This is a genomic window from Rhodobacterales bacterium HKCCA1288 (assembly GCA_015693905.1).
GTDB lineage: Bacteria > Pseudomonadota > Alphaproteobacteria > Rhodobacterales > Rhodobacteraceae > M30B80.
In genome coordinates this window covers 127,456-152,268 of sequence record CP065161.1, presented here as the reverse complement: position 1 = coordinate 152,268, position 24,813 = coordinate 127,456, and the positions used below count along the sequence as shown (strand labels likewise).

Annotated in this window: 28 protein-coding genes, 1 tRNA gene and 1 pseudogene; 24 read left to right on the top strand and 6 right to left on the bottom strand. The window is 56.1% G+C overall.

The genetic code is table 11. From position 1 onward, the window contains the following. Positions 1-148 precede the first annotated feature (148 nt). From I3V23_00775 to I3V23_00765, 3 genes are all read left to right on the top strand, one after another. Positions 149-1,114: a glycine/betaine ABC transporter substrate-binding protein gene (locus I3V23_00775; protein QPI85587.1), complete on the top strand. Its 966-nt coding sequence runs from the start codon at positions 149-151 to the stop codon at positions 1,112-1,114. Positions 1,115-1,183: 69 nt separating this feature from the next. Beyond that, positions 1,184-2,191, top strand: coding sequence for an ABC transporter permease subunit (locus tag I3V23_00770; GenBank protein QPI85586.1), 1,008 nt, complete (start codon positions 1,184-1,186; stop codon positions 2,189-2,191). Positions 2,192-2,216: 25 nt separating this feature from the next. Then, the gene (locus I3V23_00765; protein QPI85585.1) at positions 2,217-3,266 is read left to right on the top strand and encodes a betaine/proline/choline family ABC transporter ATP-binding protein; all 1,050 of its coding nucleotides are present in this window, start codon (positions 2,217-2,219) and stop codon (positions 3,264-3,266) included. A gap of 5 nt (positions 3,267-3,271) precedes the next feature. Here the strand turns inward: I3V23_00765 and I3V23_00760 are convergent, their stop codons facing one another. Both I3V23_00760 and I3V23_00755 read right to left on the bottom strand, forming a co-directional pair. Next, entirely contained in the window at positions 3,272-4,336 is a 1,065-nt protein-coding gene (locus I3V23_00760) for a YeeE/YedE family protein (protein QPI85584.1), read from the bottom strand. A 75-nt stretch (positions 4,337-4,411) separates the two neighbouring features. Then, positions 4,412-4,990 carry an aminotransferase class I/II-fold pyridoxal phosphate-dependent enzyme gene (locus I3V23_00755; protein ID QPI86612.1) on the bottom strand — a complete coding sequence of 193 codons (579 nt, stop codon included), beginning with the start codon at positions 4,988-4,990 and terminating at the stop codon, positions 4,412-4,414. On the opposite strand from I3V23_00755, the pseudogene I3V23_00750 reads away from it, so the two are divergent. The 5 genes and pseudogenes from I3V23_00750 to I3V23_00730 all read left to right on the top strand — a co-directional run bounded on the left by I3V23_00750 (position 4,964) and on the right by I3V23_00730 (position 8,902). Further along, positions 4,964-5,422, top strand: a pseudogene (locus I3V23_00750) (IS630 family transposase). The gene I3V23_00755 and the pseudogene I3V23_00750 overlap by 27 nt on opposite strands. Before the next feature lie 110 nt (positions 5,423-5,532). Next, positions 5,533-6,138, top strand: coding sequence for an amino acid transporter (locus tag I3V23_00745; protein ID QPI85583.1), 606 nt, complete (start codon positions 5,533-5,535; stop codon positions 6,136-6,138). Between the two features lie 69 nt (positions 6,139-6,207). Beyond that, positions 6,208-7,086, top strand: a complete 879-nt coding sequence (locus tag I3V23_00740; GenBank protein QPI86611.1) for an ATPase — start codon at positions 6,208-6,210, stop codon at positions 7,084-7,086. Further along, positions 7,083-8,219: an N-acetylglucosamine-6-phosphate deacetylase gene (gene nagA, locus I3V23_00735; protein QPI85582.1), complete on the top strand. Its 1,137-nt coding sequence runs from the start codon at positions 7,083-7,085 to the stop codon at positions 8,217-8,219. The genes I3V23_00740 and nagA overlap by 4 nt, the downstream gene beginning before the upstream one ends. Beyond that, the gene (locus tag I3V23_00730; GenBank protein QPI85581.1) at positions 8,216-8,902 is read left to right on the top strand and encodes a D-lyxose/D-mannose family sugar isomerase; all 687 of its coding nucleotides are present in this window, start codon (positions 8,216-8,218) and stop codon (positions 8,900-8,902) included. Before nagA ends, I3V23_00730 begins: the two co-directional genes overlap by 4 nt. A gap of 6 nt (positions 8,903-8,908) precedes the next feature. Here the strand turns inward: I3V23_00730 and I3V23_00725 are convergent, their stop codons facing one another. After that, positions 8,909-9,943 (bottom strand): LacI family DNA-binding transcriptional regulator, encoded by a 1,035-nt coding sequence (locus tag I3V23_00725; protein ID QPI85580.1) that lies wholly within the window; start codon positions 9,941-9,943, stop codon positions 8,909-8,911. 170 nt (positions 9,944-10,113) lie between these two features. Here I3V23_00725 and I3V23_00720 point away from each other — a divergent pair, with 170 nt between their 5' ends. The 13 genes from I3V23_00720 to iolB all read left to right on the top strand — a co-directional run bounded on the left by I3V23_00720 (position 10,114) and on the right by iolB (position 21,931). After that, positions 10,114-11,142: a sterol desaturase family protein gene (locus tag I3V23_00720; GenBank protein QPI85579.1), complete on the top strand. Its 1,029-nt coding sequence runs from the start codon at positions 10,114-10,116 to the stop codon at positions 11,140-11,142. 94 nt (positions 11,143-11,236) lie between these two features. After that, the gene (locus I3V23_00715; GenBank protein ID QPI85578.1) at positions 11,237-12,208 is read left to right on the top strand and encodes a substrate-binding domain-containing protein; all 972 of its coding nucleotides are present in this window, start codon (positions 11,237-11,239) and stop codon (positions 12,206-12,208) included. A 92-nt stretch (positions 12,209-12,300) separates the two neighbouring features. Continuing rightward, a complete protein-coding gene (locus tag I3V23_00710; protein ID QPI85577.1) occupies positions 12,301-13,311 on the top strand; it encodes an ABC transporter permease in 1,011 nt (336 codons plus the stop codon). Between the two features lie 9 nt (positions 13,312-13,320). After that, positions 13,321-14,343, top strand: coding sequence for an ABC transporter permease (locus tag I3V23_00705; protein QPI85576.1), 1,023 nt, complete (start codon positions 13,321-13,323; stop codon positions 14,341-14,343). 25 nt (positions 14,344-14,368) lie between these two features. Continuing rightward, positions 14,369-15,157: a sugar ABC transporter ATP-binding protein gene (locus I3V23_00700; protein QPI85575.1), complete on the top strand. Its 789-nt coding sequence runs from the start codon at positions 14,369-14,371 to the stop codon at positions 15,155-15,157. 19 nt (positions 15,158-15,176) lie between these two features. Then, positions 15,177-16,181 (top strand): Gfo/Idh/MocA family oxidoreductase, encoded by a 1,005-nt coding sequence (locus tag I3V23_00695; protein ID QPI85574.1) that lies wholly within the window; start codon positions 15,177-15,179, stop codon positions 16,179-16,181. Further along, the gene (locus tag I3V23_00690; GenBank protein ID QPI85573.1) at positions 16,178-17,137 is read left to right on the top strand and encodes a sugar phosphate isomerase/epimerase; all 960 of its coding nucleotides are present in this window, start codon (positions 16,178-16,180) and stop codon (positions 17,135-17,137) included. Before I3V23_00695 ends, I3V23_00690 begins: the two co-directional genes overlap by 4 nt. A 51-nt stretch (positions 17,138-17,188) precedes the next feature. Continuing rightward, positions 17,189-17,500, top strand: a complete 312-nt coding sequence (locus tag I3V23_00685; GenBank protein QPI85572.1) for a Rieske 2Fe-2S domain-containing protein — start codon at positions 17,189-17,191, stop codon at positions 17,498-17,500. Positions 17,501-17,503: 3 nt separating this feature from the next. Then, the gene (locus tag I3V23_00680) at positions 17,504-18,289 is read left to right on the top strand and encodes a TIM barrel protein (GenBank protein ID QPI85571.1); all 786 of its coding nucleotides are present in this window, start codon (positions 17,504-17,506) and stop codon (positions 18,287-18,289) included. A gap of 15 nt (positions 18,290-18,304) precedes the next feature. Then, the gene (locus I3V23_00675; protein QPI85570.1) at positions 18,305-19,123 is read left to right on the top strand and encodes a 3-methyl-2-oxobutanoate hydroxymethyltransferase; all 819 of its coding nucleotides are present in this window, start codon (positions 18,305-18,307) and stop codon (positions 19,121-19,123) included. Positions 19,124-19,208: 85 nt separating this feature from the next. Continuing rightward, positions 19,209-20,204: an inositol 2-dehydrogenase gene (gene iolG, locus I3V23_00670; protein ID QPI85569.1), complete on the top strand. Its 996-nt coding sequence runs from the start codon at positions 19,209-19,211 to the stop codon at positions 20,202-20,204. A gap of 15 nt (positions 20,205-20,219) precedes the next feature. Further along, positions 20,220-21,104, top strand: coding sequence for a formyltetrahydrofolate deformylase (gene purU / locus I3V23_00665; GenBank protein ID QPI85568.1), 885 nt, complete (start codon positions 20,220-20,222; stop codon positions 21,102-21,104). Between the two features lie 26 nt (positions 21,105-21,130). Continuing rightward, positions 21,131-21,931, top strand: a complete 801-nt coding sequence (gene iolB, locus I3V23_00660; protein QPI85567.1) for a 5-deoxy-glucuronate isomerase — start codon at positions 21,131-21,133, stop codon at positions 21,929-21,931. Between the two features lie 152 nt (positions 21,932-22,083). On the opposite strand, the gene I3V23_00655 is transcribed toward iolB, so the two are convergent. Beyond that, positions 22,084-22,159 (bottom strand) — tRNA-Thr (locus I3V23_00655). Between the two features lie 165 nt (positions 22,160-22,324). Between I3V23_00655 and I3V23_00650 the strand changes: the two genes are divergently transcribed. After that, the gene (locus I3V23_00650) at positions 22,325-23,200 is read left to right on the top strand and encodes a hypothetical protein (GenBank protein QPI85566.1); all 876 of its coding nucleotides are present in this window, start codon (positions 22,325-22,327) and stop codon (positions 23,198-23,200) included. On the opposite strand, the gene I3V23_00645 is transcribed toward I3V23_00650, so the two are convergent. Then, positions 23,197-23,484: a DUF2312 domain-containing protein gene (locus I3V23_00645; protein QPI85565.1), complete on the bottom strand. Its 288-nt coding sequence runs from the start codon at positions 23,482-23,484 to the stop codon at positions 23,197-23,199. The genes I3V23_00650 and I3V23_00645 overlap by 4 nt on opposite strands. 160 nt (positions 23,485-23,644) lie before the next feature. On the opposite strand from I3V23_00645, the gene I3V23_00640 reads away from it, so the two are divergent. Then, complete coding sequence (locus I3V23_00640; protein ID QPI85564.1) at positions 23,645-23,860, top strand: hypothetical protein; 216 nt, start codon at positions 23,645-23,647, stop codon at positions 23,858-23,860. A gap of 10 nt (positions 23,861-23,870) precedes the next feature. Here I3V23_00640 and I3V23_00635 read toward each other — a convergent pair whose 3' ends face one another. Further along, on the bottom strand, positions 23,871-24,218 hold the full coding sequence (locus I3V23_00635) for a TraR/DksA family transcriptional regulator (GenBank protein ID QPI85563.1): 348 nt from the start codon (positions 24,216-24,218) through the stop codon (positions 23,871-23,873). Between the two features lie 155 nt (positions 24,219-24,373). On the opposite strand from I3V23_00635, the gene I3V23_00630 reads away from it, so the two are divergent. Then, entirely contained in the window at positions 24,374-24,811 is a 438-nt protein-coding gene (locus I3V23_00630; protein ID QPI85562.1) for a TIGR01244 family phosphatase, read from the top strand. The last annotated feature ends 2 nt before the right edge of the window (positions 24,812-24,813 follow it).

Here is a 24,813-nt window from a genome sequence, read left to right as displayed (position 1 = left end):
GCCAGAAATCGGGTTCGGCGCTGATCTTGCGCCGAGGTCGGACACTAAAACCGAGAATGTCGCAATTGCGCGCAAAATGTCGGTTGAAGAACCTGAAAACCTACAAGTTCGTTGTGAACTTGGAACACCATCTGGGAGGTAATGAAAGATGAAGAAGTTTGCTTATACATCCGTGGCGGCCCTCATGCTGTCCACAAGCGGCGCATTTGCCTGTGGTCAGGTCAGCGTTGGCGCAATGGGTTGGGCCTCGGGCGAGGCCTTGGCGGCGCTGACGGGCTTTGTCCTTGAGCAAGGCTATGGTTGCGAAGTCACCATCGTGCCAACAGACACCGTGCCCGCAGTCACATCTTTGGCCGAAAATGGCGAGCCAGACATCGTGCCTGAGGTCTGGGTGAACTCGGCCACTGTCTATGCCGATCTTGAAGCGCAAGGCAAAGTTATCACTGCCTCAAACACATTCTCCAATGGCGGCGAAGAAGGTTGGTGGATCTCCACAAGTGCGGTTGAAGCCCATCCTGAATTGGCAACAATTCAAGGTGTCTTGGCCAATCCAGAACTGGTTGGCGGACGCTTTAACAACTGCCCTGTTGGGTGGGGCTGCCGTATCGTGAATGATGCGCTGAAAGTTGTATTTGACCTTGAGGGCAACGGGATCGAAGTATTTGATCACGGCTCGGGCGCGAACCTTGCCGCCTCCATCGCCGCCGCTGACGAGGCGGGTGAGCCATGGTTCGGCTATTACTGGGGCCCGACTGCAATCTTGGGCAAATACGACCTGACCAAGATCGACCTTGGCCCTGTTGACGGGCCACAGCATGCGATCAACCAAAATGCCGATGCTGACCCTGCCACTTGGGGCCCATCGGATTTCCCTGCTGCAACTGTTGTGAACGCTGTGACCGCCGATTTGGCAGAGCGTGCACCCGAGGTTGCTGATTTCGTTCGCAATATGGAAATGCCAAATGATGTTGTCAGCTCTATGCTTGCATGGGCTGAGGACAATGGCGCCTCCGCGGATGAAGCTGCGGCTTGGGTTTTGACCAACCACAGCGACATGATCCTTGGCTGGATGTCCGAGGATGCAGCTTCGCGCGTTTCAGCGCTTCTGCAATAATCCACAACCAATGACAAAGGTCAGCGCCGCAGGGCGCTGGCCTCTCTCATTTTGCGAGGAGGGAAACCTATGGCATATGATTGGATATTCAGCGCGCTTGGCATGACAGACGCCTGCAAAACCGATAGCGGGCCGCTTTTATCACTGTCATCTTTGCGCAACGAAGCCCCAAGCCCATGGGATTTGCCTTTTCCCTCGCTTGATACGCTGAACGAAGCCTGTGCAGCCTTTCCCAAAACCCGCGATTTCACCGCCGCGTTGGAGGATGGGTTCCTTTATATTCGCCCCGCCCTGCGCGCTGTGCTTGATCCGCTGACACAGCCCCTGTCATGGGCGCTTGATGGTGCCTTGACCCTGTTTGTGGAAATGCCGTGGTGGATTTTGGTGCCGCTTTTGATCTTGGTGGCCAAGCTTTTGTCGAATTCCTACAAGGTGGCGGGCATTGTGGCGGCGTCTTTCTTGTTTTTGCTCTTTGTCGATTACTACGAATTCGCCATTCAAACGCTGTCGATCATTTTTGTGTGCACGGTGCTGTGTGTGGCCTTCGGGGTGCCGCTTGGCATTGCCATGTCGCGCTCGGACAGGTTTCAAAACGCGATGATCCCGATTTTGGATATGCTGCAAACCTTGCCGACCTTTGTATATCTGATCCCCCTCATTTTCTTGTTCAATATCACCGAACCCAAGCTCTATGGGCTTGCGATTATCCTCTATGCGATTGTGCCCGTGGTGCGCCTGACCAATTTGGGCATTCGCCTTGTGGATCGCGATGTGATGGAGGCGGTCACGGCCTTTGGCTTAACGGATCGCCAGAAACTTTATCGCGTGCAAATTCCGTTGGCCCTGCCCAATATTATGGCGGGTGTGAACCAAACGATCATGATGAGCCTTGCGATGGTGGTGATTGCCTCGCTCGTATCGGCCCCAGGTCTGGGAACATTGGTTCTCGATGGCATCAACAACCTGCGCCTCGGTGTTGGCTTCTTGGCAGGTTTTGGCATCGTGTTGATCGCGATTATGCTTGATCGCGTCTCCAAGGCCGCCTTGGCACGCATCGACAAGTCGAACAAATCATAAGCACCGCAGAAGGGACTAAGAAACCATGGCTTTGGGTGACGTAAAAATCTCGGTGCAAAACCTGTTCAAAATCTACGGCCACAATCCGCGCGCCGTGCAGGACAAGGTTTATGATGGCATCGACAAATCCGCCTTCATGCAAGAAACGGGGCATGTTCTGGCGTTGAATAATATCAACGTGGATATGCGCGAGGGGCAAATTACCGTTGTGATGGGCCTGTCTGGCTCTGGCAAATCCACGCTGATCCGCCACCTGAACCGATTGATCGAACCGACCTCAGGGCAGATCTTTCTCGATGGCACAGATGTTCTGGCCATGGACGAGGAGGCGCTGCGCAATTTGCGGCGGCGGTCTATGTCGATGGTGTTCCAGAAATTCGCGCTTTTGCCTCATCGCACCGTCTTGGCCAACACAGTCCTTGCGCCCGAGGCGCGCGGCGAGAATATTAAGCAAGCCGAGGATGAGGCGCGCAAATGGTTGGCGCGTGTGGGTCTTGAAGGGATGGAAGACAGCTATCCAAGCCAGCTTTCAGGCGGGATGCAGCAGCGCGTGGGTCTGGCCCGCGCCTTGACCTCAAACGCCGATGTGATGCTGATGGACGAGGCATTTTCCGCGCTTGACCCGCTGATCCGCACCTCGATGCAAGATTTGCTGTTGGAATTGCAACGCGATCTGCACAAGACCATCATCTTCATCACCCATGATTTGGACGAGGCGCTGAAACTGGCCGATCACTTGGTGGTTTTGAAAGATGGCTATATCGTGCAGCAAGGCGATCCGCAGGAGATATTGCTGCGCCCCGCCGCACGCTACATTGAGGAATTCATCCAAGACATCAACCGCGCTCGCGTTTTGAAGGTGAAATCCATCATGAGCCCCGCCAAAACAAAGCGCGGCTGTAGTGATGTCGTGCAGGGCGATGATACGCTAGAGGCGGTCATCAACGCCCATAAGGGCCGCATTGATGGCACCTTTGCCGTCTCTGACCCGAACGATCCCACCAAGATCATCGGCAAGGTGAAGATGGAGGATATCTATCGGGCTTTGGTGCGACCGCAGATGCAGCATGATTAAGGGGATCAGGTCACGGCGGGGCGGCTTTGCCCTGCCTTCATGATCCAAACTGTGGTCATGGCCCCCGCCCACATGGCGGCCACCGCAACCCATGCGGTCAGAGATAGGATTGCGCCACCTGACACCCCTGCCCCAACCGCGCAGCCCCCTGCGGCCATAGCGCCAAACCCCATCAAAACAGCGCCAATCAAATGCCGCTCCATCGGGCTATCGGGGCCGAAGCGTTGCAATTTCCACGCGCCCGCCAAAAGGGATGTTGCGCCCGCGCCAAGAAACACACCTGGCACAAGGCCAATGCCAAAGCTAAGCGCGATATTTCGCTCGGCCACCAAAGCCATCAATGTATCGGTCGCAGGCCCTGTGAAAGTAACCGAGGAAATCGGGACGATCTCAAAGGAATTTTGCGCGATCATATAGGTCGCAAACCACCCCAAGGTCACCGCCGCCCCCACCATCGCAGCCCCGATGATACGGGCATAAGACATTGCATGGCGGCGCGCAAAAGCGATGGCAGCACTCAAGGCGACACTCCCCAAAAAGGCCGCTGCAGGGGCGCCAAGGCCAATCGCACTTGCCAAATTTCGCGCGCCATTGCCTTGAACTGTCCAAAGGCCAACAACTGCCTCGCGCAGAGGGGCAAGCGCCCCGCTATAGGCCGCTTGCGCGACCAAGGTCACAACCAGCCCTGTGATCAGCGCGCGCAGATTTCCTGTGGCAGATAAGACCAACAGCCGCGAGGCACAGCCACGGGCAAGAACCATTCCCACCCCAAACATCAATCCGCCGATAATCGCCCCGCTCATACTGCCTGTGGCGGCCAATTGTCGTGCCGCTGTCACATCCAAAGCCCCCGCTGCAATCAGCCCTTGGGTGAGGGTCAGCGCGGCAAAAAAGGCAATGAGCCAAATCGAAAACCGTGGGCCTGCATGGCCTTCGGCCACTTCAACAGTTGAGGCACGCAGACAGAATTGCGACCGCTCAGCCGCCGCGCCAAACACAAGGCCCACCCCCACCCCTGCAAGCGCCAGAACAGGGCCTTCGCCCCATGCGATGAGCAGGTTCTCAATCATAAAAGCGCCTCATTGGTTTTATCCACACGCGCAGCAGACCACAGGGCCTGCGCCGCCTGCGATGATCTAGGTCAACTATTGCGCGGCGCGTGCGGTTTGCGCCAATTTGCATTCCGCCCAAAGCTCTGACAGCGCCTTGACCAGATGATCCATCGCTTCTGCATCATGAACAGGGCTTGGGGTGATGCGCAGACGCTCCGTGCCTTTGGGAACTGTGGGATAGTTGATTGGCTGGATATAGATGCCATGCTCATCCAAGAGCCTATCTGAGATATAGCGACATTTCACAGGATCACCGACCATGACGGGAATGATGTGACTGTCATTGGCCAAATGGGGAATGCCCGCCCCATCAAGGCGCGCGCGCAATTCTGCGACCCGTTCCTGATGGGCGGCGCGTTCTGTCTGGCTTGTTTTCAGGTGGCGCACAGCGGCACAGGCCCCTGCCGCAACCGCAGGCGGCAAGGCGGTGGTAAAGATAAAGCCGCTGGCAAAACTGCGGATGAAATCAACCAATGCGGCACTGGCCGCAATATACCCCCCCATCACGCCGTAAGCCTTTCCAAGCGTGCCCTCAATCACAGTCAGACGATCCATTAACCCCAGCGCTTCGGCAATCCCGCCGCCGCGGGACGCGGGCGGGTTAATATCCATGGCGCGCTCAACCTTGAGAATTTTGATGCGCCCTTTGTCGAACCAACCACCGTAGACGGGGTCAGTGCCGCCCAGCTTCTGGCCAAGATTGAGGAACGCAATCCTCTCTCGCGGATCATCTATGTCATCTGGGATAATGCGGCTTACCATAAGGGCCCGGACGTGCGCGAATTCCTCAAACGACCAGACTGCCGCATACGACTGATCCAGCTACCGCCTTATTGCCCGCACCTAAATCCGATAGAACGATTATGGGCGGTCATGCACCAATACGTCACTCACAATCGCTACTACCCCACACAAAAGAAGTTCGCAGATGCGATCCTGAGGTTCTTTCGAGAGACCCTGCCCAAAGAGTGGAAAACATTCCGTGATCAGGTGTCAGATAGCTTCAGGGTCGTCACTCACGAGGATTTTCGGGTTTTGGAGTAAGCGCGGTATAAGTAGAAATTTAGGACGTTGAAACACCAAAGGATCAATAGAAAAAAGTCCTGTATTATGAAAACATTTCAACCCGACACCAATTCACCCATGCGCAGATTATGACCGCCTTCATCACAGGATTTTTCACCAGCCTGACCTTGATTTTGGCCATTGGGGCGCAAAATGCCTTTGTGTTGCGCACAGGGCTGTTGGGGCGTCATGTGTTTTGGGTTTGCCTCACCTGTGCGCTGTCAGACGCGATTTTGATCAGCCTTGGGGTTGCAGGCTTTGAACGGGCGACCGCGGCAGCGCCTTGGATTGCGCCTGCCCTCACCTATGGCGGGGCGCTCTTTCTGTTCACCTATGGCGCGTTGCGATTTCGCGCTGCATTTGCAGGCACGGACGCAATCGACCTGAGCAAGGCCGCCCCGCCAACACGCCTTTGGGCAAGTCTGACCGCCTGTTTGGCCATCACATGGCTCAACCCGCATGTCTATCTCGACACCATGGTTCTTTTGGGCGCGGTTTCTGCCCAATTTATCGGGCAGAAACCCATTTTTGCAGCGGGGGCCGTTCTGGCCTCTTTTTGCTTTTTCTTCAGCCTTGGCTTCGGCGCACGGCTTGCGCGACCCTTGTTTCAGTCCGCCAAAGCCTGGCGCATTCTTGAGGCCGTCATTGGCAGCATCATGTGGGCCATTGCGGCAGGGCTACTTCTTTCAGCCTAGAGCATCAAACTGACGTAGATGCAGGAATAAGCTTTCTTGAGCGACAAATCCTATGCTATCGCAGAGGCTATGAAAAATGCCCCTGACGCGAATGTTCTGGCCATTGATGGTGGCGGCACGCATTGCCGTATCGCCTATGGCAGCTGTGAAAATCACAGCTTGGTGGATATGGGCGCGGCCAATGTGTCGAGTGATTTTGAGGGCGCAGTGAACACGATCCTTGGCGGGGTTGAGGCGCTTTGTGCCAAATTGCAAATGCCCGTTGCGGATCTTATCGCCTGCCCCTGCTATATCGGGGTTGCCGGGGTGACTGGGCCACAGATGGCCGCGCGCCTGCGCAAGGCGCTGCCCTTTTCTCATGTCCAAGTGACCGATGACCGACCCCCTGCCCTGCGCGGCGCTCTTGGGGCAAAAGATGGCGCGATTGCCCATTGTGGCACAGGATCATTTTGGGGGGTTCAACTGGGCGGGGCGCAAAAATTCGCAGGCGGTTGGGGCTATGTTTTGGGGGATGAGGCCTCGGGCCATTGGTTGGGGCGCGCGGCCCTCAGCGCCACGCTAGAAACCGTGGACGAGCGGCGGTGCGCCACTGATTTTTCGCAATCCCTGCTCGCCCAATATGATGGGGCGGCAGGGATTGTGCGCTTTGCCACCCATGCCCGCCCTGAGGAGATCGCGGCACTCGCGCCCTTGGTGTGCAGCGCCGCCGCCCAAGATGACCCTCTCGCCCTCGCCCTGATGCAGGCAGGGGCGCAAGAAATCACGCAAAGCCTAACGGCCTTGGGATGGCATGAGGGGCTAGATCTTTGCCTCACAGGGGGGCTTGGGGGCGAGTATCACCCCTATTTGCCACCCGCCTTACAGGCCCGCATCACCGCGCCTGCGGCCGCACCCATTATCGGCGCCCTCGCCCTTGCCTCGGATTTTGCCCGCGAGGGGGTTGCATGAGCGCGCGACACCACCTGATCCGCAACGCCCGCTATTTTGATGGCGCCACCCTGACGGGCCCCGCCACAGCACAGTTTGACGGCGATGATTTTGCAGGGGCGTTTGGCACGGATCACCACCTGCAAGGGGCCGCAGAGATTGATCTGGGCGGCGATATTTTATTTGCAGGCTATGTGGATTTGCAGGTCAATGGCGGGGATGGGATCTTGTTCAATTCTGCCCCTCATTGTGACGGATTGCGGCGCATCGCCAAGGCGCATCGCCGCTTGGGCACCACTGCCTTTTTGCCGACCCTCATCACCGATACCCCCGAAGTCACCCGTGCGGCCATCGCCGCCACCCAAGATGCTGTCGCGGCACAGGTCGATGGGATTGCGGGTTTGCACCTTGAGGGGCCGCATCTGTCACTGGCGCGCAAAGGGGCGCATGCGGGCGGCCTGATACGCCCGATGACCGAGCAGGATCTGGCGCTCTATCTTGACGCGGCGGCATCCCTGCCCTGTTTGAAACTGACCATCGCCCCTGAAAACGTCACAGAAGACCAAGTGGCCCAATTGGCGCGCGCACGCGTCATTTTGTCCTTGGGCCACACGGATGCAGATTACGATACCTGCCTGCGCTATTTTAAGGCGGGGGTGCGGGCCACAACGCATTTGTTCAATGCCATGAGCCAGCTCAACAGCCGTGCGCCTGGCTTGGTCGGGGCGACCTTGGGCACGGGCAGCGTCAGCGCAGGTGTGATTGCGGATGGGGTGCATGTGCATCCACAATCCTTGCGCGCGGCATGGGACGCAAAAAAGGGGCCATGCGGGCTATTCCTTGTCACCGATGCAATGGCGGTGGCAGGTAGCGACATCACGGAATTTGACCTCGGCGGTCGGCGCATCACCCGAAAGAACGGGGTTTTGACCTTGGCCGATGGCACGCTTGCAGGCGCGGATTTAGACCTGACCCGTGCAGTGCAGGTGATGGTTGAGAATGTCGGCATCCCCCTTATTGAGGCCTTGCGCGCTGCAACCTCTATACCCGCAGCACTCATCGGCCTCCGCTATGGACAGGGGGGCCTGCCCCGCATGATGCGCCTTTCGACTGACACATGGACGCTCACCCCCTTGGAAAAGGATCTGACATGAAACGCTCTGCCATCAATGCCATCATGGCGGATGCCGATGAGATGATCCGCCAATTCGGCTTTGTGCTGCCGCCCTTTGCCTATTGGACAGCTGAAGAATTCGTGGCCCGCAAAGATCAAGCCGCCCACCTCATCACCTCGCGCTGTGGATGGGACATCACCGATTACGGTGCGGGCGATTATGATCGCATGGGTCTGTTCTTGTTCACCTTGCGCAATGGTCTTCTCGATGATCTGCGACAGGGGGGCGGAATGTGCTATGCAGAAAAGCTGTTGATTTCAAAGCAAGATCAACTCAGCCCGATGCACAGCCATATCCTAAAGGCCGAAGACATCATCAACCGCGGCGGCGCAAAATTGGTGGTCGAACTTTACGGATCAGATGATCACGGCAATTTCGCCGAGGATCGGGGTGGCACTGTCTTTTGTGATGGTCTGCGGGTGGAGTATGATGCGGGGCAAAAGCTGATCCTTGCCCCTGGTCAAAGCGTCACGTTGCGCCCCGGTGATTGGCACGCCTTCTGGGGCGAAGGGGGCGATGTTTTGATCGGCGAGGTTTCAACTGTCAATGATGATGAAACCGATAACATATTCCGCGACCCGATCGGGCGTTTTGCTGAGATCGAAGAAGATCAGCCCCCCACCCATCTTCTGGTCAGCGACTATGCGCGATGGTTGGGCTGACCCCTGTTACAGATTTTCTGATGTATAAATATCAAATTCCAAGGCCACACGTTGCGCGCCGCCGCGGGGGCCCGCTGACTTCGCCATGATCAATGTGTTGAGCGTTTCTTGTGCCAGACGCGCCATTGGGTGGGAAATGACCATCGTCAGCGTGCCATCACTGAGGGCGGCGCGGGTCTCGTCAAACAATTCGTAGCCAACTGTCACAAACCCCTCACGCTTTTCTTGCGCACGCAGGGCCGTCATCGCCCCCGTGATCCCGCCGCCTGACACATAAAGCCCGCATAGATCAGGATGCTCGTGGAATAGCTGATCAACCAAATCACGGGCGGCGGTCGCGGATTCATAGGTCGCAAGCGGCTCAAGCACTGTGAAGGCGGTGTTATGCTCGCGGAAATAGGATCGAAACCCGCTTTCATTCATTTCTTGGTTACGATAGCGGTGGTTGCCCAAAAGGATACCAATCTTGCCTGGTTCGCGGCTGATTTTATCAAAGGCCCAAGCGGCTGTGCGCCCGACCTTCCAATTGTCCAAGCCGACATAGCTGACATTATTGCGCGCTGAAAGCGGTGCAATCAGCGCCGCCACGGCCACACCTTTCTCGATCACTTCATCAAGCGCGTTTGACACCAAAGGGTGCTGAGCGGCCACAACCGCAATCGCCTCACAGCTTTGCGACATCCGCAACAGACGTTCCGCGATCTTCTCAGGCGACAGATCATCGAGATGCTCAAGCGTCAATTCCACCTGATCTTCGGCGCGCCCTTCGGCAGCCTCACGAATGGCACGGGCCAAATTATCGTAAAACCTACGCCCTTTTTGATGCAGCAAAACGCCCAAGCGATGGGTCTTGCGCAGGCCAGCCACAGAATGGCGCAGCGTGCCAAGCCCATAAAATCCGATGTCATGTGCCGCGGCCAAAACCCTATCGCGTGTTGGCTTTCGCACCGATTCTGGCTGATTCAAGACGCGGTTCACAGTCGACACAGAAACGCCCGCGGCCGCTGCAAGATCAGGAATGGTGGGGCGCCGCGCCGTCATAAAAATCTCATTTCATCTCAAATTCACGCCAATTTGATATTATTTGGCATGAAAATTTCTGAGATGTAAAGATATGATTGATTTGATCCAGATCAATTTCTCACAAATTGCGCAGCAAAGGACTGGCGCAGTTTGCGCTGTGAAACGACCCCATTTGCGAAGGGCAAGTTATGAACGATTTGGATTATGGAACCCGCGACAAACGCGGCAACTGGACACCGAATGCAACATTAGAAATCGCCCCTTTCTGGACTGGGAAATGGGGAAAGATGGCACATTTCATCCGCGATTATTTCTGGCCTTGGAACGCGTTTCACATGGCAACCGCCCTGCTCTATTGGGCGTTTGTATTGCCTGATGTCGAGGTGATGAAAAGCTTTTCCTGGGATTGGGCGCTGTATCTCTTTGCGGTCAATGCAGGCGGGATTTTTGTCCTTTATGGCAGCATTGAGCTGTTTTTCTATATCAAACGCAAGCAAGAGACGCGGTTTAAATACAACGCTAAATTCCCATCCGAGAACCCGTCAGATGTGTTTTGGTTCAAAAGCCAAAACCTTGACAATTTCCTGCGCAGCTTTCTGGTCGGCATCCCGATTTGGACAGCGATTGAAGTGGTGATGCTACTGTGCTTTGCCAATGGCATCCATCTCTTTGGTTGGGTGGATTTCCAAGACAATTGGCTGTGGTTGATCGCGCTGACCCTTCTGGTTCCTGCGATCCATGAGATTCATTTTTTCTGCATCCACCGCCTGATCCACACGCCGTTTCTCTATAAACACGTGCATTCGGTGCATCATAACTCGATCAACCCCAGCCCGTGGTCATCCTTGTCGATGCACCCTGTCGAGCACCTGTTCTATTTTGGCGAGATTTTCTGGCATCTGATTATCCCGTCCAATCCGATTGTGATGATGTTCAACAGCCACGCGGTCGGCTATGGCGCACTGAACGGGCATATTGGCTTCGACAAACTCGAAATTACCGATGATGTCCAAATCGACAGCCATGCCTATGCCCATCACCTGCATCACAAATATTTCGAGGTAAATTACGGCGCGGATGGTCTTGTGCCCCTCGATAAGTGGTTCGGGCTTTGGCATGACGGATCAAAAGAAGCGGACGAGCAAATGAAGGCCCGCTTCCGCCGCAAAAAAGAGCGGCTCAAGGCAAAACAGGCACCACAAACACCCGCAGAATAATCCCACAACACCCGAGGCGGAGGACGCCTCGGATGGCAGGGGCTGCGGTTTTTAAGATTGCCGTATCGCGGCAAAAATAGGGAGGAAACTAGAAATGAAACTATCAAAATACATACTCGCAGCCGCAGGTCTTGCAATGTCTGCGACATTCGCGATGGCCGATGGTGGCCCCAATATTTTCGTGATTGGCGGAAAGCCAGACGATCCATTCTGGTCGCGCGTGAAACTGGGTGCGGAACATGCGGGTTTGGTCGCCGAAGCGCATGGCGGCTCGGTGACATGGCTTGGCCCACAAAACTATGACAATCTGGGCCCTGATGCCGCTGAATTGATCCGTCAAGCCATCGACCAGGGTGCCGATGCGGTTGTCGGCCCAAACTGGGTGCCCGAAGCGATGGATCCCGCATTCGAGGCCGTTGTCGCAGCAGGAATTCCTCTTGTGATCTATAACGCAGGCGGCATTGAGGCGGCAGATCGCCTTGGCGCAATGAACTATGTTGGTGCGGTTGATTACAATTCTGGCTATGCGGGGGGTGAATATCTCGCGGCGGCAGGACATACCAACGGCGCATGCGTGAACACCCTGCCCGGTGCCGCGAATATCGAAGCTTTCTGCAACGGCTTTAACGATGGCATCGTTGCAGGCGGCGGCACGGGTTCCGTGTTGCAATTGCCAGCGACCGCCTTTGGTGACTCGACCGCCGTAGCGCAGGCTGTGCGGGCGCATCTTTTGCAAAACCCCGATATCACAGCAATGTTCGCCATTGGCGACCAAGACACAAACGCCACGATCAGCGGCATTCAGCAGGCTGGAAAGACCGGGTCAGTTCATGTGTGCGGCATGAACTTCAACGACTCGATCCTTGCGAATATTCAATCGGGCACTCAGGCATGCGCGATTGATCAGCAAGGCTATCAGCAAGGCTTTTTCGCCGTGTCGATCCTGACCAACCACGTGCAATATGGCACCACGATCCCGACCCGTGAAATCCTCACAGGGCCTGGCATTGTCGATGCAAATAACGTGGATCTGGTGATCGCGGGCGTTCAGGCGGGCGCGCGCTAAAGCCAAGCGTCTTTCAAGAAAACTTCGCGTGCGCTGCCTAACTCCCAAGGGGTGGCGCGCGCCTCTCTTTGCAGCACAAGAAAGCCTTAGCAATGCAACCTGCCCCTCGCCTAGATCTGCGCCTCAGCGCCTTTTTCAAACGGCCTGAAATGGGGACAGCATTGGGTTTTCTTGCGGTCTATGTCTTTTTTGCAATCATGGGCGGCCCCGTTTTCATTGGTGCGCCGGGTTGGTCAAGTTGGCTGAATATCGCCGCCGAAGTTGGCATTATTGCCCTGCCTGTCGGTTTATTGATGATCGCGGGGGAATTTGATTTGTCGGTCGGGTCGGTTGTCCCCGCAGCCTCTATGACAACGGCCATGCTTGCAGGGCATTACGACTTTCCTGCGCTCGTGGCGATTTTCGGCGGCTTAGCCGTGGGGTTGGGGGTCGGCTTTATCAATGGTATCATCGTCACGCGCAGCGCGATCCCCTCCCTAATTGTGACCATTGGCGTTATGTTTGCGGTCATGGGGCTAACCCTAGGCATCGCCGTGATGATCAAGGGTTCCACCAGCGTCTCTTATGTCCCTGCCCCACTTGCCAAAGCGATGCTCGGACAATTCATAAACGGCATGTTCAACGTGGCAATTTTCTGGTGGCTTGGATTTGTCGCCCTTGCCTATTTCGTTTTGCATATGTCACCGCTTGGAAATTGGATATTCGCCCTTGGCGGCGACCGCGAAAGCGCGCGCAATGCCGGCATTCCGACACGCAAGTTGACGATAGGTATGTTCATGGCCTCTGGGTTTTGCGCGGCCTTTGTAGGCGTTGCTCAGGTCATGACATATCAACAAGCACAAGTGGCAGGCGGTCAGGCGTTTATCTTTAACTCGATCATGTGCGTGGTGATCGGTGGCGTCCTGCTGACAGGCGGTGCGGGCTCAATTCTTGGGATATTCCTTGGCACCATCACCTTCGCAGTGGTCAATCAAGGCGTGTTTTTTGCAGCGCTCGACCCCAATATTGGCTCGATCATTGTAGGCGCGCTGTTGTTGGTGGCTGTTCTGTCCAACGACACGTTCCGTAGGCTTGCCGCCCAAGCAAGCCGCACAGCGAAATAGGAGGGGGGCATGATCGGTCTTTCACTTTTGGCACGCCCCGCAAGCGCATCGGTTCTCAGCCTCTTTGCCGTTTTGCTGTTTTACGTGCTGATTGGCGGCGTCAATCTTGAGACATTATTCGGTGCGGCCAGTTGGGCCAATTACGCAGCGCGGATTGGGATTGTGGCCTTACCCGTGGGATTGTTGATGATCTCTGGCGAGATTGACATCTCCATCGGCGCCATGATCCCTGCGGGTGCGATGAGCGTTGCGATTATTTCTGGCCATTACGGCCTTCCCATTGCCTATGGTATCGCAGGCGCCCTTGGGATTGGACTAATCGTGGGCTTTATCAATGGTATCCTAGCCGTGCGCACCAATGTGCCGACCCTCATCATCACCTTGGCCACGCTGGTCGGAATGCAAGGGGTGGTCTTGGCAGGTTCTAAAATTTTGACGGGCAGCGCCTCTGTGCCGCTGAATGCCCCTGATTGGGCCAAGACCCTGTTTGGGGATTTCATTTTTGGCGGCGCACATCAGGTGCTTATTTTATGGTGGATCGGATGTGCGGTTTTGGCTTGGGTGTTTTTGCATCACAGCCGCTTTGGCAATTGGATTTTTGCCATTGGTGGGGATCGTGAAAGCGCGCGAAATGCGGGCATCCCCGTAGATCGCATGACCATCGCGCTTTTCGTGATGAGCGCCACCTCCGCCGCCTTTGTGGGAATGTGTCAGGCCATTTTGTTCAATTCCGCCCAAGTATCGGGCGGCATGAATGATATTTTCAACATCATCGTCAGCGTTGTTGTGGGTGGTGTATTGCTGAGCGGTGGGTTTGGCTCGATCACAGGAATTTTCGTAGGCACCCTCACCTTTGCCATCGTCAACAAAGGCATCGATTTCACAGATATTGACCGCAATTGGTCAAACTTCATCATCGGCGTGATGCTTTTGATCGCGGTCGCGATGAACACCAGCTTTCGGCAAATGGCCTTTGGCCTTGTTGGGGCAAAATCCAAACGCCGCCCAAAACCAGCGACCCCAGCGCCTTAACCGAACCCATCGGGAGATCAAACCTGTGACACAACACCACCCAGTTCTAGAGATGCGCAAGGTCGACAAAAGCTTTGGCCCGATTGATGTCCTGCATGAGATCAGCCTCAAGGTGCATGAGGGCGAAGTTTTATGTCTCTTGGGCGATAATGGCGCGGGCAAATCGACCCTGATCAAAACTTTATCAGGGGTGCATCAGCCCACCCGCGGCGAGATGTTCATGGATGGAAAACCCGTGAACTTCACTGGCCCCAAAGATGCGCAGGACATGGGCATTGCAACGGTGCATCAATTCGGCGGAACCTATCCTCTGATGTCGATTGGACGGAATTTTTTTGCAGGGGCAGAACCAACAATCGGCTTTGGCCCGTTCAAGATTTTTGATCGAAAAACCGCCAATCGCATTGCGGTGGAACAGGTGCAGAAATTTGGCATCACCCGCATTGATGATGGTGACCGGTTGGTCGGCGGCCTCTCAGGGGGCGAGCGGCAATCGCTTGCGATTGCGCGCGCGGTCTATTTCGGGGCACGGGTTTTGATCCTTGATGAACCGACAGCGGCCCTTGGGGTCAAACAAGCGGCCCATGTGCTGCGTATCGTCAACGAAGCCAAAAAGCGCGGGCTTGCGGTGATTTTCATCACCCATCAGGTCATGCATGCCATGGCCGTTGGCGATCACTTTGCCGTTCTCATTCGTGGCGCGGTCGCCGCTGATTTCCGCAAAGGCGAGAAAACCCGTGAAGAAATCGCTGATTTGATGGCGGGCGGGGAATCTATGGCAGACCTTGAAGCCACCATCGAAGCGCAGATCTAACTGTGATCGGAGACAAAAATTGAGTATTAGACTTGCTGTTATCGGGGCGGGGCTAATGGGGGCGGATCACGCACAGATCATCGCCGAAGAATTGCCCAATGCCACGCTTGAGGTGATCTGCGATATGGACGAAACCCGCGCGCGCTCTGTTGCGGATCGCTGCGGCGCGCGGGATATATCTACAGACCCCGCTGCGGTGATTGCGCGCGCAGATGTCGATGCGCTTGTGATCGCCTCGCCCGATTTTACTCACGCGCCCCTCTCTTTGCGGGCCACCCAAGCAGGTAAGCCTGTTTTATGCGAAAAACCCCTCAGTCAAGATGTCGCCGAATGCCTCGCGGTGATGGAGGCTGAAATCACAGCTGGCCACCGCCATGTGATGTTGGGCTTCATGCGCCGCTATGACCAATCCTATATCGAGATGCGCGATGCCTTAACCCAAGGGGCACTTGGCCGCGCCTTGATGATGCATAATTTCCACCGCAATGTGGAAACGCCGAATGCAGAATTTACAGGGGCTATGGCGATCACCAATTCTGCGCCCCATGAATTTGATGTGGTCCGTCATGTTTTGGGCTGTGAATATACATCCATCAGCGCGTATCAACCGCGCCGTTCAGATGATGTCGTGGCCCCTGTGATTATGGTGCTTGAGACGGATGATGATCAACTGGTCACCATCGAGATCAACAACAATGCGGCCTATGGGTATGATGTGCGGGCCGAATTGGTTGGGGAGACAGGCAGCATCACCATGGCCCCCATCGCCTATACGCGGCTCGATGCAGGGCTGCAGGCCGCTACCCGATATGAAAGCGATTGGCGTGGCCGCTACCACGAGGCCTATCTGCGCCAAAACCGCGATTTCTTGACCTTTGTAGACAGCGGTCAATTCCCTTCCCGCGCGGCAGATTGTTGGGATGGCTATGCCGCCGCCGTAGTCGCGATGGCAGGCACGCGTGCCTTGGCCGAAGGGTGCAAGCACCCCGTCACCATGGCCCCAAAACCGGAGTTTTATAAATGAAGCTTGGCTTTGTATCCGACAGTCTCGGCGGGTTGTCTTTTGAGGATATGCTTGATCATGCAGCGCGCCTTGGTGTCAGCGGGGTTGAGGTCAATACTTGCGGTTGGTCAACCGCACCCCATTGCAGTCTTGACGACCTGCTTGATAACAGCGCCGCGCAGAAAACCTTCCTTAAGGCTTTTGCCGATCGAGGCCTTGAGATCATTGCGTTTAATGCCAATGGCAATCCATTGCACCCGACCGACCCCAAACAAGGGGCCGATCTGCGCCGCACGTTACGACTGGCCGGCCAGATGGGGGTAGCCAAAGTTTGCACAATGTCGGGGCTGCCCGCAGGTGCGCCGGGTGATACGATGCCCAATTGGGTTGTCTCAAGCTGGCCCCCTGAAACGCAGACGATCTTGACCTATCAGTGGCACGAAAAACTGATCCCGTTTTGGACTGACATCGCCAAAACTGCCGAAGCCGAAGGGGTGCGCCAGATTGCGCTCGAATTGCATGGCAATCAATGCGTCTACAATGTGCCGTCTTTGCTGAAACTGCGCGCGGAAATTGGGCCGATTATTGGGGCCAATCTTGATCCCTCGCACTTGTTTTGGATGGGGGCAGACCCGCTCATCTCGGCTGAGGCTTTGGGTGCTGCAGTGTATCATGTGCATGCGAAAGACACCTTCCTAAACCCCCCTGTGCAAGCCACAACCAGCTTGCTTGAAAATGGCTCGTTGTTGGATATCCCTGCGCGCAGTTGGTCATACATCACCTTGGGCTACGGTCATGGCGCGCATTGGTGGCGGCAATTTTGTTATCGGCTTAAAATGGGCGGCTATGATGGGTGGCTGTCCATTGAACATGAGGACGTGCTGCTCAATTCGCTCGAGGGTTTGGAAAAATCAGTGGCGTTGCTGCACGCCGTGATGCCCGACAAACCCGCAGATTTTAAACTACAGGATATTTAACCGTATGCCCGCTAGGGCAGAGGTTGACTGACACAGAAGAAAGGACTGACCATGGCCGAATGGATTGACGCCTGCGCCGCCACTGACATCGCCGAAGAAGATGTGATCCGCTTTGATCACGGGGATCGTACTTTTATCATCGTGCGCGATCACGAGGATAATTACTATTGCACAGACGGGCTCTGCACCCATGAAGATGTGCATCTGTGCGAGGGCTTGGTCGTAGAAGCCACGATTGAATGTCCAAAACATTCCTCGATTTTTGATGTCAGCACAGGCGAAGTTGAAACACCCCCCGCCTGCGAGAATTTGCACACCTATAAAACCAAGGTCGAAGCGGGCCGCGTGTTTGTGGAGATCTAAAAGATGGCCTTTGAACTCGCCGCATGTGCCGAAATGTTGTGGCAGGATAAACCGATCTCATGGCGGGCGGCGCGCCTGCATGAGATGGGGTTTGGCGTGGGCCTGTGGAATTGGCCCGCTTGGGATATTGATGCCCTCGCCCGCACTGGTGCGACTTTCACGATAATGAACGGCTACCTGCAGGGTCGATTGGCCGATGCAGAGGGCGCAGATATGCTTTTGGCCTCTGCGGCCGAGGCGGTTGAACAAGGCAAAAGGCTTGGTGTGGCGCGGTATAATTTGCATGGCACGGGTCTGGGCGATCAGGGCCTGCCAATCCCGCAGCTTGCCCATGTCGCGCCTGGTATGTGGCAACGCGCACGCGACACGTTGCATCGCATCTGTGATCTTGCCGCGCGCGAGGGCGTGGTGTTTACGCTCGAAAACCTCAATCTGCGCGACCATCCAGGATGCCCGTTTTCAAGCACGAATGACGTCTTAGAACTGGTGTCGAGCATTAATCGCCCAGAACTGCGGATCAATCTTGATCTTTACCACACGCAAATTGGCGAAGGCGATGTGATCCGATGGGCTGAGGCCTGCCTGCCTTGGATCGGCGAGGTGCAAGTGGCCGACAACCCTGGCCGCTGCGAGCCTGGAACAGGTGAAATGCATTGGCCAAACATTGCCCGCGCCCTTCAGAAAATGGGCTACAACGGCCCCGTGGGCATGGAGGCCTTTGCCTCCCGCACCCCTGAGGAGGCGTTAGACGCGTTCCGCACAGCCTTTACCCTATCGCCACAGTTTTAATCAGCGAGACATCCCATGTATCACAATCGCCCCCATGTCGAAGATATTCGCGCCATGAAAAAGCGCGGTGAAAAAATTTCTATGTTATTCGTCACCACGCCTGAGGAGGCCGCCGCAGCCCATGCAGCGGGTATTCACATGCTCTCGATTGAGGGGCGCTTTTTTGATGCAGAGATGCGCGAAGCGGCCGGCGATTGTTTCGTTCAGGTCGGCCTGCCCTATGGCGGTTGGGGGCGTTTCGAAGGGCGGCCCATTGCGACCGCCGAAGATTACCTGCGCGCGGCCTTTCATTACGCGGGGCTGGGCGGCGATGCCTATTACTGCGCCGCCTCCTATGACATTCAAAAGGTGTTGTGCGACAATCACTTGCCCGTTGTGGGGCATATCGGTCTAATCCCAAGTTACATAACCTGGACAGGATGGCGTGCTGTTGGAAAAACCGCAGACGAGGCCGCCGCGCTTTGGCGCCATACCAAAAAGCTTGAAGAAATCGGCGTTTTTGCCGCTGAGCTTGAAGTCGTGCCTGATCGTGTCGCGCAATATCTGACCGAGAATTCATCTCTCGTGATGCTGGGCATGGGGGCAGGCAAATATGCGGATGCGCAATATCTCTTTACCGAAGATGTCTGCGGCTATGGCAAAAACCACAAACCGCGGCACGGCAAAATGTATCGCAATTTCGCCCCTGAATTTGAACGCCTTCAGCAAGAGCGCATCGCAGCCTTTCGTGAATTCAAGGCAGATGTCGACCAAGGCGGATACCCCGAAGCAGGGCATAGCGTGGCGATAGCGGATTCTGAATATGATGCTTTTCTTGCCAAACTCGGCGCTTGACGCGGACGCGGGCATCCTCACATTTGGCGCTAACACTTGAGACTCACACTCCCACGGGTTTTGACCCGAAGAAAAGGCACAGATCATGTTGAAAGTTGGACTTCTCGGCGCGGGCCGCATCGCGGGCGTGCATGCCACAGCCATTACCTCACACCCCCAAAGCGAGTTGGTCGCGGTATCAGATTTCTATCCTGAGGCGGCTGAAAAATTGGCGGCGCAATACGGGGCTGTGGCGCGCAGCACGGATGAGATCATCGCAGACCCCGCGATTGACGCTGTGCTGATTGCAACCTCAACCGACACCCATTCCGATTTGATGGAGGCTGCCACCCGCGCGGGCAAGGCCGTGCTGTGCGAAAAGCCCGTTGACCTCAGCCTTGAGCGCGCGCGCGCCTGCCAAAACGTGGTCGATGCCACAGGCCGCCCCGTGATGATCGGGTTCAACCGCCGCTTTGACACAAATTTTGGCGCGCTTAAAGCCGCGCTTGCGGGCGGCGAGATTGGCAAGGCGGAATTGCTCTCGATCACCTCTTTTGATCCCGCCCCCCCACCTGTTGCTTATATCAAAGTCTCTGGCGGGATTTTCCGCGATATGATGATCCATGATTTTGACATGGCGAATTTCATCATGGGCTCTGCCCCTGTTTCGATCAGTGCCACGGCCTCCTCAATCGTGGATCCAGACATCGGCGCGGCAGGTGATTTTGACACGGCGATTGTGACCTTGCGCTATGCAGGCGGCGAATTGGCCGTCATCAAAAACTCGCGCCGCGCGGTTTATGGTTATGATCAACGCGTGGAGCTGCTTGGGTCAGAGGGCCTCTTGCAGGCGCAAAATATGCTTGAAAATACGGTCGTAAAATCAGGCACCGATGGCGTAACGGGGGCCAAGCCCACCTATTTCTTCCTTGAACGCTATATGCAGGCCTACAAGGCTGAATGGTCGGCCTTTGTTGCGGCGATCACCGAAGGGGCCGCCCTGCCCGTCACCTTGGCCGATGGGGTTTTGGCCCTTGCAATGGCCGAGGCGGCAACAAAATCCGCGAAAACGGGGCAGCCCGTTCTTCTGGCTGACATCTAAGGCGGGGCGCATTCCATGAGCAGTTACGCCCTTCGGGTGCAATGCAGCAGCAGGCGGGGTATTGTGGCCGCGATTTCCACATTCCTCGCCGATCAAGGCTGCAACATCACCGACAGCGCCCAATTTGACGACACCGAAACGGGTAATTTCTTTATGCGCGTCAGTTTCCGCTCGGAACAAGGTCAGGGGCTAGACGGGTTGCAGGATGCATTTGCCCCAATCGCCGCGGCCTTTGGCATGGAGGCCGAATTTTTTGACGAGGCCGTCAAGCGCAAGATGGTCATCATGGTTTCCCGCTTTGGTCATTGTTTGAACGATCTGCTCTATCGGTGGCGCATCGGCGCCTTGCCCGTTGAGATTGTTGCGGTGATCTCGAACCACATGGATTATCAAAAACTGGTGGTGAACCACGACATCCCGTTTCACTGCATCAAAGTGACCAAGGAAAACAAACCAGATGCCGAGGCGCGCATTATGGCCGTGGTCGAAGAAACGGGGGCAGAATTGGTCGTCCTCGCGCGCTATATGCAGATTTTGTCAGATGATCTGTGCCGCAAAATGTCTGGGCGGATTATCAATATCCACCATTCCTTCTTGCCCTCTTTCAAAGGCGCGAACCCCTATAAGCAAGCGTTTGAACGAGGGGTAAAACTGATCGGCGCGACCTCGCATTATGTGACCGCTGACCTTGATGAAGGCCCGATTATCGAGCAAGATATCATCCGCGTCACCCATGCCCAATCGGCCGAGGATTATGTCTCGCTTGGCCGTGATGTTGAGGCGCAAGTATTCGCCCGCGCGATCCATGCCCATGTCAAAGGGCGCGTGTTCCTCAACGGCGACAAGACCGTGGTTTTCCCGCCCTCACCTGGCTCCTACGCCTCGGAGCGGATGGGATAAACCCCGCAGAAGAAAGGCCCAAAACCATGCCCCAATTGCAGCTCAAACCCTTTGGCAGCCATGGCAAAACCCATGAGATTACCCCCGCAAGCGCGGGGTGGCGTTATGTGGGATTTTCGCTCTATCGCCTGCGTGCAGGCGAAAAGGCCGCTGAACTCACGGGGGCGAATGAGGTGATTTTGGTCATGGTCGAAGGCAAGGCGCAGATCACCGCCGCAGGGCAAGATTGGGGCGTGTTGGGGGATCGGATGGATGTGTTCGAAAAAACCCCGCCCCATTGCCTTTATGTGCCAAATGACAGCGATTGGTCTTTGGTGGCGCAGACTGATTGCACGGTCGCGGTTTGTGCCGCGCCTGGGAAATCGGGCCACGGGCCGCGCAAGATTGGCCCTGACGGGATCACGCTGACGCAGCGGGGCGAAGGCAACAACACCCGCTTCATCAACAATATCGCGATGGAAGCAGAAGATTACTGCGACAGCCTGCTGGTGACCGAGGTATTTACCCCCGCAGGGAATTGGTCATCCTATCCCAGTCATCGCCATGATGAGGATGATTATCCCAATATCACCTATCTTGAGGAAACCTATTACCACCGCATCAACCCTGCCCAAGGTTTCGCGCTGCAGCGCGTCTATACCGAAGATGGCAGCTTGGACGAGGTGATGGCCGTGCAAGATCACGATGTGGTTCTGGTGCCACGCGGCCACCACCCCTGCGGCGCACCGCACGGGTTTGAACTTTATTACCTCAACGTCATGGCAGGCCCGTTGCGCAAATGGCGCTTTCAGGCCGATCCCGCTGTTGATTTTTTGATGCCAAAATAACGCAGACAAAAGCCGCCTGCCGCACCGCCACCATCCTAAAACGGACAGCGCCCTTCGCTTGCACAGGGGTCACTGCGCCGCATAGCAGCGCATAGCAGCGCGCAAACGGCCCATCGGAACACCGCACTTAAATCTAGTGTTTTAATATGAAATGGTGCCCCCACACGGACTCGAACCGCGGACCCTCTGATTACAAATCAGATGCTCTACCAGCTGAGCTATAGGGGCACTGCGCGGGGAAATAGGGCTTTATGCGGGCGGACGCAAGAGGCTGCTTGAAAAATTTCCGAAAGAAACATTCAGCCTCTCTGCGGCATTAGGATTTGCGCAAATCCTGACCCTTCTGTAATTTGCACCTTAGGGTTACGAGCGATAATAAGGACTGGGCCTTTTATGCAGGTTGCTTTTCATCTCGGTGCGCCATGCACGGATGACGATATGTTATTGGCTGCGCTAAACAAAAACACCGCCGAATTGGCGGCCTTAGGGGTTGCAATCCCTGAGGCGGGGCAATTCCGCACCGTGCTGCGCGACACCATGCGCGCACTCAAAGGCAAGGCCGCTTCGCGCGAGATCACCGAGGCGCTTTTAGATGCGATACTGGGTGCGGGAACGCCCAAGCGTTTGGTGTTATCTGACCCAAGGCTTGTCTCGATCAATCGTCTTGTTGCGCAAGGTGCACAATTTTGGCCCGCGATTGAGCGGCAGACTGACAATATGCGCGCCCTTTTCCCCGAGGCCGAGATCGAATTCTTTATTGCGTTGCGAGATCCAAGCACGCTTTTGCCCGCATTATTTCGGGCATCGCGTTATGATGACTTCAACGAATTTGCGGCGGATATACAGCCCGAAGCCCTGCGGTGGTCAGAGATGCTGCAACGGCTGCGCGCGGCTCAACCTGATGCACAGCTGACAGTTTGGGCCAACGAAGATACGCCCTTGATTTGGGGCGATGTGATGCGTGCCTTGGCGGGCCTACCGCCCGACACCCGCCTCAAGGGCGAAAGCGATTTGGTCGCGTCTTTGCTTGATAAATCTGTGGCCGCGCAGATGGAGCTTTACTTGATGACAAACCCGCCCCAGTCGACCGCGCATTTACGCCGTATCCATCTGGCATTCCTAGAGCGATACGCGAAAGAAGATCTCATGGTTGAGGCCTGCACAATCCCAGATTGGGATCAAACCCTGCTCGACCGAATGAGTGCGGCCTATGAGGCGGATTTCCTCAGCGTGGCACAGATCGAAGGGGTGAGGATGATTGCGCCTTAGCGCATCCCAAGCGCCTCTTTATACATTTCAAGCACGGCTTCTTCTTCGGCGATATCGTCAGGTTCACGCTTGCGCAATGTAATCAGCTTGCGGATGACTTTGGTGTCGTAACCGCGCCCTTTGGCCTCGGCCATCACCTCTTTTTGTTGATCGGCGATGTCTTTTTTCTCGGCTTCGAGACGCTCGAACCGCTCGATAAAGGCGCGCAGCTCATCTGCGGTGACCCGATAGGTCGCATCCGAGGAGGAGGGGGCAGCGGGGCTTGGGGCAATTTGGTCATCCATGACACATCTCTCCTTAGGGCGGGTCAGCGCAATTCTGCGGCCCATGACCTAGCGCCTGTCCTTGGCTTTCGCAAGCGCGTTTGGCGCAAAGGGATTGCGCGAAGGCCGCAATCGCGTTAGCCCGCAGGCGGTGAAGTCTAAGCCCAAGGGAATATGCGCGATGGAATGGCTTGTTTGGATCGGGACGGGGCTAACACTGATCGGTCTTGGCTTTTTGGCCTATTGCATTTTCGCGGCCATGGCCGCCAAACGCGCGGGCCTGCCTGAGGCTGAGTTGCGCGCAAAATTGCAACGGATCGTGGTGATCAATATGGGCGCGCTTTTGCTCTCAGCGCTCGGGCTGATGTCCGTGGTGGTTGGAATTTTCCTCGCCTGAAACGCGCGGCTCAATGGGCCGCCTGTGCGGCACAATCACGGCAAAACGGCGTAAAGGGCAGAACCTCTAGCCTGTCTTCGGCTATTGGCAAATCGCAAGAGGTGCATATCCCATATTGCCCTGCATCTATGCGCGCGATTGCCGCGTTTATCATCGCAATCTCATGCTGTGCTTCAAGGCCAAGCGCCTCAAGGGCCTCGTCATCTTCGCGCTCTTTGGCGGCTTCGGGCCAATCGCGCGAATGGGGGGCGTCAAGCGCATCCTCCACAGTGTGAATGCGCTGATCCAATTGCGCCAAACGTGTCTGTAATTGATCACGCTTTGCGGCAATCGCAGTTTTACTCAGATGGCCACTCATAACCCTATCCTTTCCTAAAACTTGCCTGTTCACCCCCCAACAGTGCCGCGAGGCAGGCAGCGCCGCTTTGATTTGTGTCAACTTCTGCAATTGCCCTTGGCCCCAACCCTGCCTAGATTGGGCGAGATAGCCGCCCAACCAAAGGATGCCCCGAAATGGAACTGCGCCAAATCACCGATAAAATCTTTGTCTCGCCGCAAGTCGCACCCGAGGATTTGGCCGCCCTCAAAGCAGAAGGGTTCACAGCCTTGATCTGCAACCGCCCCGATGCCGAGAACCCCGAAGCCCTCCAAGCAGCGGCATTTGAGACCGCGGCCGAAGCGGCGGGCTTGGAATTTGTCTATAACCCAATGGGGGCTGCGGGGTTAAGCATGGACATGATTGACGAACAGGCCGATGCGATTGAGGGCAGCAGCGGCAAGATTTTGGCCTATTGCGCCTCTGGCACGCGTTCGGCGGTTTTGTCGGCCTTTGCCCTTGCAGGCACCATGGCGCGGGATGATATTTTGGACGCGATTGCCACTGCGGGCTATCCGATGCCCCATCTCGGCCCGCAGATTGACCATGTGGCATCCACCCGCGCGGATGGCTGAGG

Excerpts from the sequence above, each read along its gene's own strand:
- I3V23_00775 (QPI85587.1), top strand. The coding sequence starts at position 149 with ATGAAGAAGTTTGCTTATACATCCGTGGCGGCCCTCATGCTGTCCACA.
- I3V23_00770 (QPI85586.1), top strand. The coding sequence starts at position 1,184 with ATGGCATATGATTGGATATTCAGCGCGCTTGGCATGACAGACGCCTGC.
- I3V23_00765 (QPI85585.1), top strand. The coding sequence starts at position 2,217 with ATGGCTTTGGGTGACGTAAAAATCTCGGTGCAAAACCTGTTCAAAATC.
- I3V23_00760 (QPI85584.1), bottom strand. The coding sequence starts at position 4,336 with ATGATTGAGAACCTGCTCATCGCATGGGGCGAAGGCCCTGTTCTGGCG.
- I3V23_00755 (QPI86612.1), bottom strand. The coding sequence starts at position 4,990 with ATGGATATTAACCCGCCCGCGTCCCGCGGCGGCGGGATTGCCGAAGCG.
- I3V23_00745 (QPI85583.1), top strand. The coding sequence starts at position 5,533 with ATGACCGCCTTCATCACAGGATTTTTCACCAGCCTGACCTTGATTTTG.
- I3V23_00740 (QPI86611.1), top strand. The coding sequence starts at position 6,208 with ATGAAAAATGCCCCTGACGCGAATGTTCTGGCCATTGATGGTGGCGGC.
- nagA (QPI85582.1), top strand. The coding sequence starts at position 7,083 with ATGAGCGCGCGACACCACCTGATCCGCAACGCCCGCTATTTTGATGGC.
- I3V23_00730 (QPI85581.1), top strand. The coding sequence starts at position 8,216 with ATGAAACGCTCTGCCATCAATGCCATCATGGCGGATGCCGATGAGATG.
- I3V23_00725 (QPI85580.1), bottom strand. The coding sequence starts at position 9,943 with ATGACGGCGCGGCGCCCCACCATTCCTGATCTTGCAGCGGCCGCGGGC.
- I3V23_00720 (QPI85579.1), top strand. The coding sequence starts at position 10,114 with ATGAACGATTTGGATTATGGAACCCGCGACAAACGCGGCAACTGGACA.
- I3V23_00715 (QPI85578.1), top strand. The coding sequence starts at position 11,237 with ATGAAACTATCAAAATACATACTCGCAGCCGCAGGTCTTGCAATGTCT.
- I3V23_00710 (QPI85577.1), top strand. The coding sequence starts at position 12,301 with ATGCAACCTGCCCCTCGCCTAGATCTGCGCCTCAGCGCCTTTTTCAAA.
- I3V23_00705 (QPI85576.1), top strand. The coding sequence starts at position 13,321 with ATGATCGGTCTTTCACTTTTGGCACGCCCCGCAAGCGCATCGGTTCTC.
- I3V23_00690 (QPI85573.1), top strand. The coding sequence starts at position 16,178 with ATGAAGCTTGGCTTTGTATCCGACAGTCTCGGCGGGTTGTCTTTTGAG.
- I3V23_00685 (QPI85572.1), top strand. The coding sequence starts at position 17,189 with ATGGCCGAATGGATTGACGCCTGCGCCGCCACTGACATCGCCGAAGAA.
- I3V23_00680 (QPI85571.1), top strand. The coding sequence starts at position 17,504 with ATGGCCTTTGAACTCGCCGCATGTGCCGAAATGTTGTGGCAGGATAAA.
- I3V23_00675 (QPI85570.1), top strand. The coding sequence starts at position 18,305 with ATGTATCACAATCGCCCCCATGTCGAAGATATTCGCGCCATGAAAAAG.
- iolG (QPI85569.1), top strand. The coding sequence starts at position 19,209 with ATGTTGAAAGTTGGACTTCTCGGCGCGGGCCGCATCGCGGGCGTGCAT.
- purU (QPI85568.1), top strand. The coding sequence starts at position 20,220 with ATGAGCAGTTACGCCCTTCGGGTGCAATGCAGCAGCAGGCGGGGTATT.
- iolB (QPI85567.1), top strand. The coding sequence starts at position 21,131 with ATGCCCCAATTGCAGCTCAAACCCTTTGGCAGCCATGGCAAAACCCAT.
- I3V23_00650 (QPI85566.1), top strand. The coding sequence starts at position 22,325 with ATGCAGGTTGCTTTTCATCTCGGTGCGCCATGCACGGATGACGATATG.
- I3V23_00645 (QPI85565.1), bottom strand. The coding sequence starts at position 23,484 with ATGGATGACCAAATTGCCCCAAGCCCCGCTGCCCCCTCCTCCTCGGAT.
- I3V23_00640 (QPI85564.1), top strand. The coding sequence starts at position 23,645 with ATGGAATGGCTTGTTTGGATCGGGACGGGGCTAACACTGATCGGTCTT.
- I3V23_00635 (QPI85563.1), bottom strand. The coding sequence starts at position 24,218 with ATGAGTGGCCATCTGAGTAAAACTGCGATTGCCGCAAAGCGTGATCAA.
- I3V23_00630 (QPI85562.1), top strand. The coding sequence starts at position 24,374 with ATGGAACTGCGCCAAATCACCGATAAAATCTTTGTCTCGCCGCAAGTC.